We start from the raw sequence: 19,029 nt of genomic DNA, 5'->3' as shown, positions 1-19,029 counted from the left end.
ATGTCGATGCAACAGGTGGTGATCGTCGGGTCTGGTCCGGCGGGGTATACGGCCGCGGTCTACGCGGCCAGGGCGGGGCTTTCTCCCGTCGTGGTCGCTGGCTCGGTGACCGCCGGCGGTTCGCTCATGACGACCACCGAGGTCGAGAACTTCCCGGGCTTCACCGACGGGGTGCAGGGCCCGGACCTGATGGACGCGATGCGTGCGCAGGCCGAGCGCTTCGGGGCGCGTATCGTCTACGACGACGCGACCCGGCTCGACCTCGCAGGCGAGGTCAAGACGATCGAGACCGGCTCGGGCGAAACGTTCGAGGCGCGTAGCGTGATCCTCACCACCGGTTCCGCTTACCGCAAGCTCGGCCTCGCCGAGGAAGCTCGGCTCTCCGGTCACGGCCTGTCATGGTGCGCGACCTGCGACGGCTTCTTCTTCCGCGAGAAGGAGATCGCCGTCGTCGGCGGCGGGGACTCCGCGATGGAAGAGGCACTGTTCCTCACGCGCTTCGCGTCGAAGGTCACGATCGTGCACCGGCGTGATGACTTCCGGGCGTCGAAGATCATGGCCGAGCGGGTGCGCGCCGATCCGAAGATCGAGGTCGCCTGGAACAGTGAAGTCGCCGAGCTCGTCGGTGAGAACGCCGTCGAAGCGCTCCGCCTGCGCGACACCGTCACCGGTGACGAGCGTGCCCTTCCGATCTCTGGCGTGTTCGTTGCGATCGGGCACGACCCGCGCTCGGAGCTGCTGACCGGGCAGGTCGATCTCGACGACGACGGCTACGTGCTCGTCGACCATCCGTCGACCGCGACGAACCTGCCTGGCGTGTTCGCCGCGGGTGATCTCGTCGACCGCCGTTACCGGCAGGCGATCACGGCATCGGGCACGGGCTGTGCCGCGGCCCTTGACGCGCAGCATTTCCTCGCCGGCCTGCCTGCCGACGAGACCGAGACCGAACTTCTGGAGGTGTCCGCATGAGCGCGACCATCACCGTCACCGACGCCACGTTCGAGGCCGAGGTGCTGCAGTCCGACATCCCCGTCGTGGTCGACATCTGGGCGACCTGGTGCGGGCCGTGCAAGGCGATCGCACCGATCCTCGACGATCTCGCCGGCGAGTACGACGGCCGCGTGAAGATCGTGAAGCTCGACGCGGACGCCAACCCGCAGACCGCGATGGCTGCTGATGTCACGTCGATCCCGACTCTCGGGTTCTACCGGGGCGGTGAGCGCGTCGACGTGCTCATCGGCGCACACCCGAAGCCGATCATCGCGGGCAAGATTGACGAGCTGATCGTATGAGCACCGCAACCCAGACCCGCGCGATGCCGGCGAAGCTGTCCACCCTTGACCGGTGGCTGCCGCTGTGGATCGGGCTCGCCATGGTCGCGGGCCTCCTCCTCGGCCGCTTCATCCCCGCACTGTCCGACCTGCTCGCGCATATGGAGGTCGGTGGTATCTCGGTGCCGATCGGTCTCGGACTGCTGGTGATGATGTATCCGGTGCTGGCGAAGGTCCGCTACGACAAGGTCGCCGCTGTCACGGGAGACAAAAAGCTCCTCGTCTCATCGCTGATCCTGAACTGGATCGCAGGGCCTGCCGTGATGTTCGCCCTCGCGTGGCTCTTCCTGCCCGATCTGCCCGAGTACCGCACCGGTCTCATCATCGTGGGGCTCGCGCGTTGCATCGCGATGGTGGTGATCTGGAACGACCTCGCTTGCGGCGAACGTGAAGCGACCGCGGTGCTGGTGTTCATCAACTCCGTGTTCCAGGTCGTCGCGTTCTCGCTGCTCGGCTGGTTCTACCTCACCGTGCTGCCGGGCTGGCTCGGCCTCGACTCCCAAGGCCTGGATATCTCGATCGGGCAGATCGCGATCAACGTGCTCGTATTCCTTGGCGTCCCGCTCGCGGCTGGGTTCCTCACTCGCTTCTTCGGTGAGAAGGCGAAGGGCCGCGACTGGTACGAGGCGAAGTTCATCCCCTTTATCGGCCCGTTCGCGCTCTACGGCCTCCTGTTCACGATCGTGCTGCTATTCGCGCTGCAGGGTGAGGCGATCACGTCGCAGCCGTGGGACGTCGCCCGGATCGCGCTGCCGCTGTTGGCGTACTTCGCGATCATGTGGTTCGCAGGCCTCCTGCTCGGGAAGGGCATCGGCCTCAACTACGCCCGCTCGACGACCCTCGCGTTCACGGCGGCAGGCAACAACTTCGAGCTCGCCATCGCCGTCGCGATCGGCACCTTCGGCGCGACCAGCGGCCAGGCCCTCGCAGGCGTCGTCGGCCCGCTCATCGAGGTGCCCGTGCTCGTGGGTCTGGTCTATGTCTCGCTCTGGGCCGCCCGCACGTGGTTCCACACCGACCCGTATGCGGTTCCCGCCGTCACCAAATCGAGGGCATCATGACCACCACCGAGCTCTGCACACCGACCCCGACGCACGTCATCGGCGAAGACGCCGCCGATGCTGTCGCTTCAACGCTCAAGGCGCTGGCCGATCCGTTCCGGCTGCGGATGCTGTCGGCGATCGCGACGGACCCGCGCGGCGAGGCCTGCGTGTGCGACCTCGCCGAGCTCGCCGACGTCTCCCAGCCCACCGTCTCGCATCACTTGAAGAAGCTCAAGGACACCGGGCTGCTGGCCTCCGAGCGGCGCGGCACCTGGGTGTACTACAGCATCCTGCCGGCGCGGAAGCAGGCCGTGACCGCGCTGCTGGACGCGTTCGCGCCCGCCGCGATCGCCGACGCGCAGGCCGAGCAGGAAGACCGCGCGACGGCACTGGCCGCCCTCGACGCGAAGGTCGAGCACCTCGCCGCCGAGCTCGCCGACGAGATGACGCACCTGAACCGCAACCTCGTCGTCACGATCGTGCGCGAGTCGTTCGCGGGTCTCGTCCGCTCGGCGAAGCTCACCCAGCATATGATCCCGCTCACCGAACGTTTCGCCCGTCAGCGTCTCGCCGACCTCACACGGGATCGCGAAACGGGGATGCCGCAGGTGCTGTTCGTGTGCGTCGCAAACGCGGGCCGTTCTCAGCTCGCCGCCGCCCTCGTCAATCAGCTCTCCGGCGGTGCGGTTGTTGCCCGGTCGGCCGGGTCGACGCCAGCGGCCGAGGTGCACCCGCACGTGCGCTCGATCCTCGCCGACATCGAAGGCGAGCAGGACGCCGCGGCCGCGTTCCCGAAGCCGCTCACCGACGACGCCGTCCGCGCCGCGGACGTCGTGGTCACGATGGGCTGCGGGGACGTGTGCCCGATCATCCCCGGCGTCCGCTACGAAGATTGGGCTGTCGGTGACCCCGCCCTCGCCTCCGAAGACGGCGTTGCGGCGATCGCCGCTGACATCGAGGCCCGCGTCCGTGGCCTGCTCGCCGAGCTGTGCGTTCCCGTCGACGGTGACGGCGCATGACAAGCGAGACGCGACGTGCGCCGGTGCGCGGGTCGGCGTGGGAAGTGTTCCGGGTGTTCCTGCGCCTCGGGGTGACCTCGTTCGGCGGGCCGATCGCGCACCTGGGCTACTTCCGCACCGAGATCGTGGAACGCCGACGCTGGATGGACGACCGCGCCTACGCCGACCTGGTCGCGCTGTGCCAGTTCCTTCCCGGCCCGGCCTCGAGCCAGGTCGGGTTCGGCATCGGCCTGCACCGCGCCGGATACCGGGGCGCGCTGGCCGCATTCATCGCCTTCACGCTCCCGTCCGCGGCCCTCATGCTCGCCTTCGCCTCCGGCGCCGCCCTGTTCACCGGCACCATCGGGGAAGGCATCCTCGCCGGGCTGAAGATCGTGGCGGTCGCGATCGTCGCGCAGGCCGTCCTCGGCATGGCGAAGACACTCACCCCGGACCGGCAGCGCGCCGCGATCGCAGCCGTCGCAGCCCTCGCCGCGCTGCTGCTGGCCGGATCGCTCGGCCAAATCATGGCGATCGTCCTCGGCGGGATCGCCGGATACTTCGTCTGCCGCGCACCCGCCGCGAACACGGCGACAGCGGTGCGGTTCCCGGTGACCCGGGCCGCGGGGATCGCCGCGCTCACCCTGTTCGTCGCAATCCTGGCCGGGATGCCGATCCTCGCCGCCGTCACCGGCAACGACAGCGTCGCCCTGTTCGATGCGTTCGCGCGGGCCGGAGCGCTCGTATTCGGCGGCGGGCACGTCGTGCTCCCGCTCCTGCAATCCGGCGTCGTCGATCCCGGCTGGGTCACGAACGCGGACTTCCTCGCCGGATACGGTGCAGCCCAGGCCGTGCCCGGCCCGCTGTTCACCCTCGCCGCTTTCCTCGGCGGCGCCGCTGACGTCGGCCCGGGCGGGGCGGCGGGGGCGGGCATCGCGCTGGCCGGGATCTTCCTGCCCGGCTTCCTCCTCCTCATCGGCGTGCTGCCGTTCTGGAACCGCCTGCAGCACCACGAGCGGGTTCAGGCCATCATGCGGGGCGCGAACGCGGCCGTCGTCGGCATCCTCGCCGCCGCCCTCTACACACCCGTGTTCACCACCGCGATCCTCACCCCGCCCACCTTCGCACTCGCGCTGGTCTGCTTCGTGTTGCTCGTCGCGTGGAAGCTCCCGCCCTGGATCGTCGTGATCATCGGAGCCGCAGGCGGCATCCTCGCCACCACCCTCACCTGACCGACCCGATCGGAAACGAGAACCCTCATGTCTACTCCCACCGTCCTGTTCGTCTGCGTCCACAACGCCGGCCGTTCCCAGATGGCCGCAGGCTACCTCCGCCACCTCGCGGGCGACCGCATCGAGGTCCGTTCGGCAGGCTCGATCCCCGCGGACCAAATCAATCCCGTCGCCGTCGAGGCGATGCTCGAAGAGGGCATCGACATCCGCGGCGAGGCCCCGAAGATCCTCACCACCGACGCCGTGCAAGACTCCGATGTCGTCATCACGATGGGCTGCGGCGACGCCTGCCCGTTCTTCCCCGGCAAGCGCTACGAGGATTGGAAGCTCGATGACCCCGCGGGCCAGGGCATCGACGCTGTCCGTCCGATCCGCGACGACATCAAACGCCGCATCCAGGAACTCATCGCCTCCCTCGAGCCCGCGAGCACCGAGGCGGCCAGCGCATGAGCGCGTCGGTGCTGTTCGTCTGCAAGAAGAACGGCGGCAAATCGCAGATGGCCGCCGCGCTCATGCGGCAGCACGCCGGCGACGCCATCACCGTCTATTCGGCCGGTACTGCGCCGGGCGATACGCTTAGTGCCCTCGCCGAGGAAGCGATCGTCGAGGTCGGTGCGTCGATGGAGGGCGAGTATCCGAAGCCCATCGATCCCGAGATCCTCCGCAGCGTGGATCGGGTCATCGTGCTCGGCGACGAGGCGAAGGTCGCCCCGGTCGACGGCATGGCCGGAACGATCGAGACCTGGACCTTCGAAGACCAGGCTGCATCCGACGTCGGCGGCGGCGACCGCACGCGGGCGATCCGGGATCAGATCGCCGAACGCGTCCTGCGCCTCGCCAGCGAGCTCAGCGCCGCGATGTCGTAACTCTGAACGGGAGGGCAGGAGTAGTCGCTGGCCCTCCCGTCCAGCGCGGCGGACGGCCGATGAGCCTTGCATGAGCCGAGCACGCAGTCGGGTCAGTGTGAGGGCAGGTTCCCGCTCAATCGTGCGTGGAAGGTTCCGCTCGCCTCGTTCAAGCCGATGATCTCGACCTCGATGTCGTGTTCGCGGTACTTCTGCTCGATTCCATCGAGCGCTGCGACGGTCGAGGCGTCCCACACGTGCGACTTCGACATGTCGATCACGACACGCTTCGGGTCGTCGGCGTACTCGAACTGGGTGGTCAGGTCGTTCGAGGACGCGAAGAACAGCTCGCCATCGACCTCATAGTGCGCCGTGTCTTCGTTAGCGCTGAAGGTGCGGGTGACGGTGGTGAAGTGGGCGACGCGGCGCACGAACAGGATCGCGGCGACGAACACGCCGATGATGACCCCGACGGAGAGGTTGTGGGTGATGAGCACCGGGATGACGGTGACGAGCATCACGATCGTCTCGCTCTTGGGCATCCGCTTCAGCGTGGAGGGTGCGATGGAGTGCCAGTCGAAGGTGAGGAACGCGACCATGAACATGATCGCCACCAGTGCCCCGATGGGGATCAGGTTCATTATCGGGCCGAGGAACCACACCAGGATCAGGAGGAACACGCCGGCGGCGAACGTGGAGACGCGGGTGCGGGCGCCGGAGGCGCGCACGTTGATCATGGTCTGCCCGATCATCGCGCAGCCACCCATGCCACCGAAGAGGCCAGAGAGGATGTTCGCGCCGCCTTGCCCCATCGCCTCGCGGGTCTTGTTCGAGTGCGTGTCGGTGATGTCGTCCACGAGCTTCGCGGTCATCAGTGACTCCATGAGCCCCACCGCGGCCATGCCGAGGGCATACGGGGCAATGATTTGCAGTGTCTCGAAGGTGAGCGGTACATCGGGGAAGAACGGCATCGGCGGGCCGCCGGGCAGTTCGCCGAGACCGCCGACGGTCTTCACATCGAGGTTCAGCAGCCACACCGCGAGGGTCATTACGATCACGACCACCAGAGGCGCGGGCACAGCCTTCGTGAGCTTCGGGAAGAGCCATAGGATCAGGATGCTGACGATGATCATCGGGTACATCAGCCAGGACGCGCCGGTGAAATGCTCCAATTGGGCGACAGCGATGAGGATCGCGAGGGCGTTGACGAACCCGACCATCACGCTGCGCGGGATGAACCGCATGAGCTTGCCGACACCGAGCAGGCCGAGAACGATCTGGAAGATGCCGCCGAGGATCACGGTCGCGATGAGGTAGTCGAGGCCGTACTCGTCGGCGACCGGCCGGATGACGAGCGCGATCGCTGCGGTCGCCGCGGTAATCATCGCGGGCCGCCCACCGAGGAACGCGATCGAGATTGCCATCACGATCGAGGAGAACAAGCCCACCTCGGCCGGCACGCCTGCGGCGATCGCGAACGCGATGGCCTCCGGGATGAGCGCGAGGCCGACCACCATACCCGCGAGGACTTCCTTCGTCAACAGCTTCGGCGAACGGAACACATCCATCACGGTCGGCCGAGGCCAGTAGCGTTCCTTGTCGCGTGCGGGCGCGCTCATTCTGCCTCCCAGAGAGGTGCGGGAAAATAGGGTGACGGCGGTCGAGGTCGGAGCCCGCCAAACCCAACTCTACCGTTACGTGAGGGTTGGGTGCCAAATCGAGGCAGAGGAGTACCCGATGGCAGGAACGATCCATATCGGCGAGGTCGCTGAGCGCACCAGCCTGTCGCTGCGCACCCTCCGCCACTACGACGAGATCGGGCTCGTCTCCCCGAGCGACCGCACCAGTGGCGGGTTCCGCCTCTACACCGACGCCGACGTCGAGCGGCTCCTCCTGATCCGCCGGATGAAGCCGCTCGGGTTCTCCCTCGACCAGATGGGCGAAGTCCTCGCCGCTGCTGACGCACTGGCGGATGATCCGTCAGACAGCGCCGCGCGCGCAGCGCTGGATACGTTCGTGACCGACGCAGAGGAGCGTCGCGAGAAACTCGCGAAACAACTGGACGCCGCCGACGAACTCATCGCGCGCCTCCGCGACGTATAAGCCTGCGGCAGATGCACGCCCGGCCCAAGTGTTCACCGGTGGGGTTGCATGTTCGCGGAACATGCAACCCCACACCTCAGAAACCATGGCCTGAACCCGCATCTTCCGGCGATTTAGCCTTCAGGAATCGTGAACTTGCGGGTTTCCTGGCTCATCCGTTGCGTCGTGTCGAAGACCCGGAGCTCTTCCGGATGGAGTTGATGCTGAACCACATAGCTGGACTCTTTAATCCGCCACAGCCCCTGCCCGGTGCCGAGGCTGGGGAGCAGTTTCTGTTCTGTACCGGTGAGACCGAGCGTCTTGCCGGTGGTTCCGATCTGATCAGATTCTTGTCGATAGATGATCCGGGACTCTGCGTTGGCAAGGAGGCTGTTGGCGAGGGCGCGCATGGCGGATCCCTGGTCACCAACGTTGTCAAGGTCGGTGAGCTTATGGAAAATCAGGAGGTTCGCGATGCCGTAGTGGCGGGCAAGCCGCCAATGCGCATCCATTCGCTTCAGCAGCGCCGGGTGGGACATCAGCCTCCACGCTTCGTCGTAGACCACCCACCGTTGACCCCCGTTAGGGTCCAGGAGCGCAGACTCCATCCATGCACTCGAGCACGTCATCAGCACGCTGATCAGAGTCGAGTTCTCCACGACACGAGACAAGTCGAGGGTGATCATCGGCAGCGTCGGGTCAAACGTGACAGTCGAAGGTCCATCGAACAGCCCCGCGAGGTCACCAGACACGAGGCGGCGCAGCGCATGGCCGACGAGACGTCCGTCCTCAGCCAGGCGCTCGTCATCGCCCGGATCAGGGGTGAGAATCCGGTCGACGATCATCGGGAGGATCGGCACCGACGCTGACGCGACGACGGCTTGCAAGGCAACGTCAATGACGGTGTGCTCCAGCGGTGACAAGGCACGCTCCAGCACCGTCTCGGCGAGGGCCCCGATCAGGTCGCGGCGGCGTGAAGCAACGGTGGAAGCCCATTCGGGGTCGGAGAGCCCACCAGGCCGGTATCCCTCATCAAGCGGGTTCAGGCGGTTACGGAGTCCGTGGCCGAGAATGATCGCTTTCCCACCGACAGCTTCGGCGACCGCGGTGTGCTCACCCTTCGGATCACCAGGGACATAGACGCGGCGACCGAACGGGATCGACCGGGTGTAGAGCGATTTCGCGAGCGACGATTTCCCGGAGCCGACGATACCCGCCAGGACGAGATTTGGGGCGGTGATGATGCCGCGCTGGTAGAGCACCCAGGGGTCGTAGACGAAGCTGCCGCCGGAGTACATATCCTGCCCCACGAACACACCCTGCGAGCCAAGTCCGCCCTCAGCCAAGAACGGATAGGCTCCCTGCAGGGTTGCGGAGGTGTCCTGGTGCGGTGGCACCCGAAACTGTCGATACGAGCGCAACGCGGCAGGTCCCGGTTCCCCGCCTCTGGGGAGATAGTCGGTGCTGCGAGCAGCTGCTCGTTCGGCGGCAACTTTCGCTCTCTCCGCCTCCAGCTGGGCGAACCGGTCGCGGGCGATCACCTGCACGGCAGCACGCTCTCGGGCCTTGCGCGAGCGACGTTTACCTTTCCCGTCCTCGACGAGGACGGTGGAGTAGAGCTTCTTTGGATTCGGTCGCGGTCCCATGTGGATGCCTTTCCTCAAGACGAGCAGTGACATCCGTCAGGTGCGGACTGCCTCAAGCTCAGCCCCGCACTGTGGCTGAAATATCGTCGCCACGAACGTCCTAGTACGGCTGGTCGGGTTTTGAGAGAATGAGTACCTACAGCAGCAAGAAGAGGCTGGTCATTTCACCGCGGAACTTCTGCTTTTGGAACGAGTGGGGCAGTTTTAGGCCAATGAGAGAGATATCCCAAGAGAAATTTGACGCCTTTGCAGGATTCTGCCGCCAACCTACTTCCGTACTCTTCGGCCAAGAGGTTGCTTGGTTTGAGAGCAAGTCGAGGTCAGTTTTTGCTCTCCTGATGCTAGATACAGATGAAGAGTTCTCCGGCATCCTGTTCGCCAGGGACCTCGCTAGCCGCTTTCGCTGGGTGAAACAAACCGCCTATTACACATCATCGGCAGATGCACTCGCGGAGCTTCGCCGTCTGATGAGGCAAGTCGAAGCAGACATAGAAGAAGAGCGTGTTCAAGGCGATGAAGCTGATCCAGTCGACTTCTTTGCGCCCGTTGTCAAGGAACAACGATTCCATGAGCGATTCCAGCATCTCGCATTTGGTGAGGGGTTTGCTGCAGCTCGTGAACTGATCAATGTGATGATGTGTTGGTATGAGAATCAGGACGGCAACTACATAGAGCAATTCCAAACGACCGGATTCGACGCGCGCATCTGGGAATTATATTTGTTCGCAATGCTCGTTGAATCACGATACGCGGTATCACAGCCGAGCCCTGCACCAGATTTTCTCGCTCGTGGCCTCGGAGGTACCTTCTTCATCGAGGCCACGACAATCAACCCCTCAATCATCAACGGGAAACCTGCCACTTCCCAGAAACCCGAGTCTGTCGAGGAAATTGCTGATTACGTCCAGAACTATCTCCCAATTCGGTTCGCTGGTCCGCTCAGTGCGAAATTGGAAAAGCGTTACTGGGAAAGCCTGGAAGTCGCTGACGCGCCGCTAGTGATTGCAATTCAAGACTTTCATGACGAGTTCTCGATGACATACAGCGGGCAGTCGCTGCTGCGGTATCTATACGGTGTCGAGTTTCTTGAAGTTCAGAATGATCAAGGAGTAGAGATCGTTAGCCGTCCGGTCACGCATCACCTCTGGAAGGGCAAGAAGATTGCGTCAGGGTTCTTTAGCCTTCCAGACGCGCCCAACATCAGCGCCGTGCTTTTTAACGCCAGCGGTACTCTCGCAAAATTCAACAGAATGGGAGTCAAGGTTGCTTTCGGCCGACCGGGAGTGACTCTTATCCATAGCGGAATTCGCGTGTCGAGTGACGGCAGATTAGAAGAAACTTTTTCGAACGAAGTCAATGAGGGGTATGAGGAAGCATGGATCGACGGGATGGAGGTTTACCACAACCCGGCTGCCACACACCCCTTGAATCCGGATCTACTTCCAGGTGCTAGGCATCACTTTCAAACAGACTCAGGCTTCGAATCTTGGACGCCAGTCGGGCATCTAGTGACGAGCAGAACCGCAGTAGTGACCACTCGTTAGATCATCCGGCTCATTTTCGTCCAAACTCGCCGCTTACCTGAAACTAGACGTAGAGAAAATACAGCCACTTGATCCGCCAACAACTGGCTCCAGAGCTTTATAGGCCGAGATGATGACGTTCAACCGTCAAATGCCTCGGCATAAAGGCAATGCGGCAGCAACGAACGCTTGTGCCTGTTGGCCGACCAAGCGTCGGGTCTCGCAAGACGCTTGGATGGCGGCCTGTTCGATCGCAGACACGGCAGCTTCGAGTTCGTCGTTGCTGGTGGCGGAGACGGCGATGAGGCCGGTGTAGCGGATGACCCCGTGCCCGGAGGTGAGGTCGGCCTCCTGCTGTAGCACGTCCTGGTACTCGGCGGATTGTTGGGCGTCTTCGATCTGCCCGACCCGCTGGCGTTGCGTCGCATCCGAGATGTACTCGGTCTTCTTCTTGCGAATATCCCGTGCTGCCTGATCAGAGCGGATCGGGTCACACAGCAGCGTGAACGAACGTCGGATTCCCGAGGACAGCAGCACTGGGGCAAGAAACCCTGGATAGACAAGAGACCTCGGCCATTCCGATATCCACAGCACCGCATGATGGGCGCTATCCGAGCGCAGCCCCTCCCACGTTTCCTCCACCGCAACAGGACCAGCAGTAGCAAGGTCGTGTCCGATCGTTCCAGAACGTTCCAGGGTGGCGGCGACTCCCGGGTCGTAGGCACTGCGGAGCATCACGGCGAGTTGGCCGGGTGTGTACCACTCGGAGGGTTTCAGATCCGCGGTGCGTAGCGCCGTCGTGAGCGTGTGCATCTCTTGTTTGAGGACTTCGGCTGCGCCTTTGAGGCTGCCGCCCGCGGTGCGAATTGCGCGGGAGGCGGCCCGCATGTCCAGGCTGAGCGAGATCGTGGAGATGTGGCGTTCCCCGGCAGGGCCTGCCCTCTCGATCAGCTCCCGGTAGGTTTGGGCGACCCAGGACCCGTCATCGTTGCCGTGCTCCGCCCACCACTGCGATAGTCCGGACCCGGAATCGGGGACCGTGCGCTCCAGCACTTGCAGACGAGCGATGCGGGTAGAACGGCAGGTGGTCGAGAGGACCCGGCCCCACGCGTGGACACGGCGCTCTTGCTCTCCCGGGTCTAGCAGGATGAACGAGGGGTGGGTCACCTCCAGCAGCGCCGTCAATGTTTGAGCATGCGGATCGTGCACCATGATTGCACCAGATTCCTTGTCCTGATACTGCCGCAGTGCTGCCGCGTCGCCCGGGAGCGCGAGGGTTCCTGCGGGGCGGGGCTTCACGATCTTGCGCCGGTAACTGGTCTGGTGGGCTCGGGTCCGCCATATCCAGTGCAGAGTGATCGGCACCCACTCGACCATCTTTCGGCCGCCGAATGGAACCACGGCTAGCCCGAGGGCGATGCCCCAGATCGGTGCCGTATAAAGTGCGGCGGGGCCTCCGATGTAGAGGGAGGCGACGAACACGAGGACGGCGATGCTGACGGCGATGACTTGCGGTAGTGAGAGTCCGAGGATGATGCCCCGGCGGGTGAGTCGGGAGAACTTCACCGGGGACAGATCGAACTCGGTGCTGGATGCGGTGGCCATGATTACTCCTCGAGGCGGGAATGGGTATCGCCGGTCAGGTACGAACAGCAAGAAAGAACGGCGGTGCGTGAGCGGGATCTAAGTCAGGTCGCTGGCTGACTCGGATGCCTGCGCTCACGCACCGCCAAGGGGTTGCGGTGTCACCTCCTCTCGGGAACGTCTGGGGGTCTAACTCTTCGGCTCCGCCCGCGGTGGCGGGGGTGCAGATGAGGTGCGAGCAGCCGCCTGGGAAGGCGGAGCGGATGAGGGTGTAACGGGAGGTGCCGCCGGTGGTACGGACCGGTCAGGGGGCGGCGGAGGCGTTTGCCCTTCTCCCGCTGCGTCAGCGTGTCCGTCGGCTGTACGTCCGATTGCGCCGCCGAGTTTCGGGCCGGCCTCTGCCGCACCCTTGGCGATTGTTGCGCCTGCGACCGCGGCGATCCCGATCGGACCAGCGGCGGCGGCACCAGCTGTACCTCCGGCCGCTACACCACCGCCTCCAGCCGCAGCGCCACCTCCTGCACCAGCGCCTGCAGTACCGCCTCCAGCTGAGCCAGCAGCAGAGTGCTTAGGGGCTGAGCTCGGCGGCGGGGCACCACCGCCCGAGCCTTTGCTGTCGCCTCCTCCGTCGAGGACTTTCTGCGGTCCAGCACCGTCTGGTTTCCCGGGCATCGGAACCGGCCGGTTCATCGCCTGCTTCGACTCCTGCTCCGCGGACATCACGTGGTACATGTCGAAGCCGACGAAGGAAATGAATTTGTACACCATGTATGGCGCGAACGCGGCGATGAACATCAGCACGATCCCCGCGATGGGATCCGCGATGGATGACAAGTCCATGTCGATCGGGGCGTTGACCTGGTTGGTTGCCACTAGGAAGACCACGACGATCACGAGTTTCGAGAAGATCAGGGCGAGCACGAAGGATGCCCATTTTCCGAACCAGCCCTTCGTCGCATCCCAACTCGCCCCGGATAATGCGATCGGTGCCATCACGACCGCAACCAGGATGAGGGCTTTGCGGATGAGTAGGGAGAACCAGACGATCGCTGCCGCGCAGATTGCCAGGAACGAAAGGAAGATGGTGATGATCGCCCCCGCTCCGGGTGCGGTGAGGTTGATCGCGGTGAGGCCGGCGACGAGGATTCCGATCTTCCCGCCCATTTCTTCGATGGTCGTTCCCGTGGCTTGGATGATCCCGATGGAGAGTTGGTCGACGACCTCCAGCAGCGTTGCGGTGAGCGTGATCACCAGGAATGATCCGAGCACTGACTTCGCGAGCCCCAGGGCTGCTCGGCCAAGGGAGCCTGCGTCTCGACGGATCAGGCCGGTGATCAGTTGCAGGCAGAAGAAGATCAACATCAAGAAGATCGCGATGCCGAACATTACGTTGTAGACGCCGATGTATCCGGCCCCGGTGATGTCGACCAGAGTGGTGGAGTCAAACAACGACCACACACCTTGGAAGAGCCAGGACGCGGCCTGGCCGATGGCTTGGGCCAGCCAATCAAACGGGGCCGCAACCAGGGTCGCGGCACTTTCGCCGACGGTGTCGCAGACGTTGCTGATGATGGGGACGTCACAGATACCAGCCACAACACCCCTCCCTTCGTATGTTCGGGGTGTGGGTTAGGAGACGGTCTGTCCGACGTTCCAAAAGAAGTTGATCAGCGTCACAGATGCGCCGGTGATGATCGCCGCCGCGCACGAGATGAGTACGCCGATCTTCCCGCGGGAGGCCAGGTGCGGGTTGGAGCTGTTGGAGCCGAAGCCCCAAACCACGGCGCTGATGATCAGTGCCAGGACGGAGAGGATCAGTCCGATTGTCATTACCGCCCCGACCACGGTCCGGAGGGCAGCGATGCCGGGCAGCCCGGAGTCGTTCGGGGTGATGTTGATATCCGCAGGTAACACCGCGGTGATAGCGATGAGGGTGTCGAGGGCAGCAGACATGGGAGGGGCTCCTTCACGAGAACTGGTGAGCCACCAGGCGGTGGTCACCAGAACAGGTGCGGGACGCAAACGCGCTTAGAGTGTGTCGCCGAGGTTCAGCAGGAAGTTCATCCAGGCAACTCCCGCCCCAGCTAGGACGGCTCCGCCAAGAGCGACGAACACCCCGACCTTGCCTTTCGCAGCAGCCTGGAAATTGCCACTGGAAGAAGACACCGCCCAGACGATTCCTGAGATCACCATCATCAGTACGGCGATGATCAACGTGATGGTCAGGAGTGCACCGACTATGCCGATGAGGGTGCCGCGTCCGCCCACACTGTCGATGTTCGGGTAGACGTTCTCCGCCAAACGGATCAAAGGTAAGACGGGCGAGATGCGCATGGGGTTCTCCTGACGGGGCACGAGTGAGTCGGGTACTGGTCAGGTGCGCACGCTAATCGAGCCTCTGTCAGGCGGTGCAGCCCGGGCCGCCGCCGACGGGAGCGTCCAGGCCTTCGATGCCGCGTGCGGCGAGCCATGGTTCCGCGTCTATCGCAGGATGGTTCGCGCCGCCGGGGTGGACTTGGAAGTGCAGATGAGGGCCGGTGGAGTGGCCGGAGGAGCCAACGTCGCCAATGTGTTGACCCGCGATGATGCGTTGCCCAGCAGTGACGTGGATGCCGTGCTCCCACATGTGGATGTATCTCGTCGCGACTTTTTCACCGCCGATCGTGTGTTCGATGGTGATCTCTCCGGAGAACCCTTCGACCATGCCTGCGTAAGTGACGATCCCGTCTGCGAGGGCGAAGATCGCAGTCCCATCGGGGGCAGCCCAGTCGGTGCCGGAGTGCAGGCGGGCTTCGCCTGTGATCGGGTCGATTCGCGGGCCAAACGTTGAGGTCTGCACGTAGCTGCCGGTCGGTAGTGGGAACACCAGCCGGGACGTTTCTGGAATCGCGATGTCTCCAGGGACACCATTGCCTTTGCCTCCGCGGAGGGTGAGGGCGTCGAGGATGGTCCGGGCAACAGGTTCATAGTTTTGGTACCGGTCCGGGTAAGCGGAGACTTCTACCGCTTGGGCAGCCTCGCCTTTATCCATCTGCTGCCACCCTGGAATATCCAGAAGCCCTCGAGGGCTCGGATAGTTGGGGCCATCTGGTCCGCCGTAGAAGGCGCGAGCCTGGTACTTCGGATCCATGAGCTCGGCCACGGTTCCCCACCCGGATTGTGGGCGCATCTGGAACAGTCCGAGCGAGTCATGATCGGATCCGTTCCCGTCATTCGGAAAGTCCCCGGATTCGGGGTAGGTGCCGGTGTTGGCGAGCTGGCGCAACGTGGACTCGGTCAGTGCAGCCATGAGCGCGATCAGAACTCCTTCCCGCCCTACCCCGGGAATGTTCGATCCGGTGGTGATGATCGTGCCCGCGTGGGTGAGTTGCTGCTTGTTCAGCGTGAACGTGTGCCCGTCCTTCATCGTCACTTCCAGGGAGTCTGGGATCGGACCGAGGGTGATGCCGGAGGCGATGCAGTGCGCCTGATTGAGCACTGCAGGGTTGACCAACACACCGACCCCAAGGAGTCCAATCATTGGGGTGAGGAGCATCCCAATGAGGGCGAAGACGAGCAACTTTTTCATCAGAGCGCTCGCTTACCGGAGGGGGTTGTCGAGTTCGGACAGTCGCAAGAGATGGCAGCGATCGAACACCGGTTCACATGAGATGAAAATAGTGAACGCGACCGGATGCGCGGAAGTCACGGGCTCGTCGTACCAGACACCTTCGCGATGCCGGATGCCCTCGACGGTTAAGGCGTGGGTGCCCTCGACGATTTGCCCACCAGACGCTACGACTGCTTCCGTCCACAGGTCCGGAACGAACACCTGCTCAATCTGAATCTGCTGGGAGGTGCGATACTCCGCGAGGTCTCGCCACGTCGACGCTGAGGGGAAATAGTCATCGAGATCCGAGATGAGCCCTGGGGCTTCGGTGCCCGTGGGATCGGCGTCCGCAATCAGCACACCCCGGTGATCGGCCGGGGTGAGCAAGGTGAACGTGTCCCACTCGAACAGGGCGACCGTAACTGCCCGCGCGTACGCCTCCGGGTCATTCGTTTTCGGGAGCGAGGGAAGCCGGGCACCCAACTGGTCGTCTGCAGCGACAGTAGGTTCCGACGGCGCGGCGGGGCTTGTCGCAGGTGGGGTGCTTGCCTGTTGAGGGCCGGTGACGAGGCCGTAGATCCCGACGGCGGCGAGACACGTGACGACGAAGCCGGTGATGGTCAGGATGATGAGTAGTCGCTTCCTGCGATGCTGCTCAGAGTGTGGCGATGACATGGGCGCGGGCCTTCCTGCCAGGCGAAATGGGGTCACCCGGTAGGTGCGCGCCCCACCCGGAAGAGCGGTTCAGCGCGAGAGGCCGCGCTCGTTTCCGGTCACACCGCTGGGGTTGTTCTCCTCAGGAGTGAGGGTTGCTTCCCGCGCCGTGAGTGCTTCGGCGAGGGCAGCGAGTTGGTTCGGCGCGGCAACGATGTGGCGGTCAGGCTGCCACGCGATGTACCCGTTCTCGGCTTGAGCTTTCATCACGAGATGAATCACCTGTTCGGTGGAGGCTGCCGCGATCGTCAACCAGCCCGATGCATTGACTGCGTGTTCCTGCCCAGCCGTCCGGTCCCCGTTGTCCGTGGCAGCGAACTGGCCGTGTCCCTCGTGCCAGGCCGCCAATTGCTGCAGCGACTGCTGCACCCCTGACAAAGCATGGTGCAAGGAACCGAGCACCTCGTAAGTGTCGACGGGAGTCTCGAAGCTCCGGGTTGCGTAGGCAAGACCTCGAGCGGCTTCTCCGAGCTCGTCGGCGTCGACCTTCGGATCCTCAAACGTCGGCATCACGAGCCTCCTCCCGTAGTTCACGGGCACCGCGCGCGAAGTCGAGAAAACGGTGACTTTCGATGATGTAGCTCTCGACGAGTTCCCACTGGGCGTCATCGGCGTGCTTACCGAAGTCCTCCGGGTCGTAGCGGTCCCACCAGCCGTGCTCGCGGCGCAGCAGATCGACGAGCTTACGGATCGCGTGCTTTTCCCGTAGCAGCGGATCCACGTCCTTCCATCCGACCAGTGCAGGATCGGTCGCGGCCTTGTGGATCTCGGTCACCCGGGCCAGGGCGAGGCCCGATTCTTTCGCCGCTTCTGCAGGAGATGCGACGTCTTGCAGGGTGCGGAGCTCCGCCGCGGCAGCGGTGCGAGCCTGCTCGGGAGTGTCCGGATGTTCAGCCATACGGGTGAGACGGGCTACGTTCTGCCTGGTCTTCACTGCCTGGTATCGGCCATTGACCTTCCGGTCCTCGTTGATCTCCAACAGTGCTTCGGCCGCGTGTTGGCGCACATAGGGGTCTTCGGCGTCGTCGGCAGCGATCTGTTTGAGCTGGTTGATCTGTTCCAGCATTGTCCGTGAGTCCCTGCCGGTCACCGCTCGCGCAGCCTGCACCCGGGCTTTCCCTTCATTGGGTGAGCGCCACGGGGGTGCCGACTCGGCACCCCCGGCCACACCCTCTCTGGAGCCCGGGTTCTCGGTGAGTCGCTGCTCGCGGCTTGCCGCCCCGAACCGGGTGGCGGCCTCTCGTCGTTCGGCGTCTTCGGCATAGAGCGCTTTGAGTTCTTCATAGAGCTCCGCCTGCTCAAGCGGCCTGAGTGTCTTCTGAAGCGTCTGCTCGTCACGGATCGCGAGAACGTAGGAGAGCTTGTCGGAAACACCGGGAACTACCCAGACGGGGGTGACACGCATCCCGAGTTTCTCCATCGCCGCGACCCTGCGGTTCCCGGTGATAATCACGTACTCCTCGGTGACCGCGGGAGGGTTCAACACCCCGGTGCGTTGGATCGACGCACACAGCTCGTCCAGATCATCATCGAGGTCACGCCGGTACTGTGAGCCCCTTTTGAGTTGGTCGATCGATTGTTCCAGAATCAGATGTCCCCGAGTCACAACGACTGCCCTCCGTCCCGCCCGTCAGGCAGGCAAGCACTGCGCCGGGAGGTTTCGACGAGGTCTTCGTCGCGGAGGAGATCGGCGACGTCATCCCCGAGGAGCACACGGGCGAAGAGCCCGTACTGACCGGTCTTCCGCTTCCCGGTCTTGGTGCCGATGACCAGACGGACGAGCGCCGCCCATTCTTCAGGGGTGTACCCGAGGCGGATCGCGATGTGCCGTTCTTTCGACACGATCTCAACCGCAGATCCTCGCGAGGACAGCCCCGTAACACGGTGGGCGATGTAGTCCACCGCCTGCTCGACCGGGCGTGCGGGCCAGTCGGTGAGGACGAGGAACACGCAGGTGGCGCGGATGACCCGATCTGCCGAATGATCCTCGTCGCCGAGTTCTCTGGCGTAGAGGGAGTGGGCGTGCGGGTGGACATCGTAGAAGAACTCCTCGTAGTGGCCGGCGCGCATTGGCTCTTCGCGGGGGCGTTTCGAGGGTCTGCGCGCCTTGTCCTGGGAGGTCATGTTGCGGTCGGCGTGTACTTCGGCGGCGATGCCGAGCGCGACTGCCCGAGTGACCACCGCCCACGGGTCATCAGCGCGCAGCGTGGTTCGCTGCCTCATTGCGACGAACGCCTCATATGCGGCATCGGCCGGTTCTCGACGCCACGCTTTCGCAATCGGCGTGTACTTCTGAGTGGCGTAGAGCATCAGTTCTGCAGCGACCGGGCTCGTCGCCCACGCGTTGTGTTCGTTCAACTCCGTGAGCAGCTCACGGAGCCCTTCCCCGGTGGTGAAATCCGGGATCGATGGGTGGTTCTGGGATGAGTGGTGATGGTTCAT

20 protein-coding genes are annotated in these 19,029 nt (G+C 64.0%); 9 read left to right on the top strand and 11 right to left on the bottom strand.

Annotated features, from left to right (window positions below; all coding sequences use genetic code 11):
- The 7 genes from trxB to JW030_RS07230 are packed head-to-tail and all read left to right on the top strand — an operon-like array spanning position 1 to position 5,470.
- Complete coding sequence (gene trxB / locus JW030_RS07260; RefSeq protein ID WP_054683697.1) at positions 1–969, top strand: thioredoxin-disulfide reductase; 969 nt, start codon at positions 1–3, stop codon at positions 967–969.
- Positions 966–1,292, top strand: coding sequence for a thioredoxin (gene trxA, locus JW030_RS07255; protein ID WP_054683694.1), 327 nt, complete (start codon positions 966–968; stop codon positions 1,290–1,292). Before trxB ends, trxA begins: the two co-directional genes overlap by 4 nt.
- Complete coding sequence (gene arsB, locus JW030_RS07250) at positions 1,289–2,392, top strand: ACR3 family arsenite efflux transporter (RefSeq protein ID WP_188046640.1); 1,104 nt, start codon at positions 1,289–1,291, stop codon at positions 2,390–2,392. The genes trxA and arsB overlap by 4 nt, the downstream gene beginning before the upstream one ends.
- Positions 2,389–3,393, top strand: a complete 1,005-nt coding sequence (locus tag JW030_RS07245) for a metalloregulator ArsR/SmtB family transcription factor (protein WP_054683691.1) — start codon at positions 2,389–2,391, stop codon at positions 3,391–3,393. Before arsB ends, JW030_RS07245 begins: the two co-directional genes overlap by 4 nt.
- Positions 3,390–4,604 (top strand): chromate efflux transporter, encoded by a 1,215-nt coding sequence (chrA, locus tag JW030_RS07240; RefSeq protein WP_188046639.1) that lies wholly within the window; start codon positions 3,390–3,392, stop codon positions 4,602–4,604. The genes JW030_RS07245 and chrA overlap by 4 nt, the downstream gene beginning before the upstream one ends.
- Before the next feature lie 27 nt (positions 4,605–4,631).
- Positions 4,632–5,054 (top strand): arsenate reductase ArsC, encoded by a 423-nt coding sequence (locus JW030_RS07235; RefSeq protein ID WP_054683684.1) that lies wholly within the window; start codon positions 4,632–4,634, stop codon positions 5,052–5,054.
- On the top strand, positions 5,051–5,470 hold the full coding sequence (locus JW030_RS07230; RefSeq protein WP_026937615.1) for a low molecular weight phosphatase family protein: 420 nt from the start codon (positions 5,051–5,053) through the stop codon (positions 5,468–5,470). The genes JW030_RS07235 and JW030_RS07230 overlap by 4 nt, the downstream gene beginning before the upstream one ends.
- 92 nt (positions 5,471–5,562) lie before the next feature.
- On the opposite strand, the gene JW030_RS07225 is transcribed toward JW030_RS07230, so the two are convergent.
- On the bottom strand, positions 5,563–7,068 hold the full coding sequence (locus JW030_RS07225) for a SulP family inorganic anion transporter (protein ID WP_026937616.1): 1,506 nt from the start codon (positions 7,066–7,068) through the stop codon (positions 5,563–5,565).
- Between the two features lie 118 nt (positions 7,069–7,186).
- Between JW030_RS07225 and JW030_RS07220 the strand changes: the two genes are divergently transcribed.
- Complete coding sequence (locus tag JW030_RS07220; RefSeq protein WP_054687050.1) at positions 7,187–7,552, top strand: MerR family transcriptional regulator; 366 nt, start codon at positions 7,187–7,189, stop codon at positions 7,550–7,552.
- A 113-nt stretch (positions 7,553–7,665) separates the two neighbouring features.
- Here JW030_RS07220 and JW030_RS07215 read toward each other — a convergent pair whose 3' ends face one another.
- Positions 7,666–9,177, bottom strand: coding sequence for an ATP-binding protein (locus JW030_RS07215; protein ID WP_188046638.1), 1,512 nt, complete (start codon positions 9,175–9,177; stop codon positions 7,666–7,668).
- A gap of 128 nt (positions 9,178–9,305) precedes the next feature.
- Here JW030_RS07215 and JW030_RS07210 point away from each other — a divergent pair, with 128 nt between their 5' ends.
- Positions 9,306–10,721 carry a hypothetical protein gene (locus JW030_RS07210; protein ID WP_188046637.1) on the top strand — a complete coding sequence of 472 codons (1,416 nt, stop codon included), beginning with the start codon at positions 9,306–9,308 and terminating at the stop codon, positions 10,719–10,721.
- A 126-nt stretch (positions 10,722–10,847) separates the two neighbouring features.
- Here the strand turns inward: JW030_RS07210 and JW030_RS07205 are convergent, their stop codons facing one another.
- From JW030_RS07205 to JW030_RS07165, 9 genes are all read right to left on the bottom strand, one after another.
- Entirely contained in the window at positions 10,848–12,305 is a 1,458-nt protein-coding gene (locus tag JW030_RS07205) for a PrgI family protein (protein WP_183666631.1), read from the bottom strand.
- A 168-nt stretch (positions 12,306–12,473) separates the two neighbouring features.
- A complete protein-coding gene (locus tag JW030_RS07200) occupies positions 12,474–13,880 on the bottom strand; it encodes a conjugal transfer protein TrbL (protein WP_183664366.1) in 1,407 nt (468 codons plus the stop codon).
- A gap of 33 nt (positions 13,881–13,913) precedes the next feature.
- The gene (locus tag JW030_RS07195; RefSeq protein WP_183664368.1) at positions 13,914–14,237 is read right to left on the bottom strand and encodes a DUF6112 family protein; all 324 of its coding nucleotides are present in this window, start codon (positions 14,235–14,237) and stop codon (positions 13,914–13,916) included.
- A 75-nt stretch (positions 14,238–14,312) separates the two neighbouring features.
- On the bottom strand, positions 14,313–14,618 hold the full coding sequence (locus tag JW030_RS07190) for a DUF6112 family protein (RefSeq protein ID WP_183664370.1): 306 nt from the start codon (positions 14,616–14,618) through the stop codon (positions 14,313–14,315).
- A 67-nt stretch (positions 14,619–14,685) separates the two neighbouring features.
- Positions 14,686–15,852, bottom strand: a complete 1,167-nt coding sequence (locus JW030_RS07185; protein WP_183664372.1) for a M23 family metallopeptidase — start codon at positions 15,850–15,852, stop codon at positions 14,686–14,688.
- A 12-nt stretch (positions 15,853–15,864) separates the two neighbouring features.
- Positions 15,865–16,548, bottom strand: a complete 684-nt coding sequence (locus JW030_RS07180) for a hypothetical protein (RefSeq protein WP_188046636.1) — start codon at positions 16,546–16,548, stop codon at positions 15,865–15,867.
- A gap of 69 nt (positions 16,549–16,617) precedes the next feature.
- On the bottom strand, positions 16,618–17,097 hold the full coding sequence (locus tag JW030_RS07175) for a hypothetical protein (protein WP_183664376.1): 480 nt from the start codon (positions 17,095–17,097) through the stop codon (positions 16,618–16,620).
- A complete protein-coding gene (locus JW030_RS07170) occupies positions 17,084–18,193 on the bottom strand; it encodes a ParB N-terminal domain-containing protein (protein ID WP_183664378.1) in 1,110 nt (369 codons plus the stop codon). Before JW030_RS07170 ends, JW030_RS07175 begins: the two co-directional genes overlap by 14 nt.
- Positions 18,190–19,029, bottom strand: a complete 840-nt coding sequence (locus JW030_RS07165; protein ID WP_183664380.1) for a hypothetical protein — start codon at positions 19,027–19,029, stop codon at positions 18,190–18,192. The genes JW030_RS07170 and JW030_RS07165 overlap by 4 nt, the downstream gene beginning before the upstream one ends.

Origin of the sequence: Leucobacter sp. CX169 (assembly GCF_017161405.1) — a bacterium.
Classification (GTDB): Bacteria; Actinomycetota; Actinomycetes; order Actinomycetales; family Microbacteriaceae; genus Cx-87.
The sequence above is the reverse complement of the archived record's forward strand: the minus strand, read 5'-3'. Positions and strand labels throughout refer to the sequence as shown.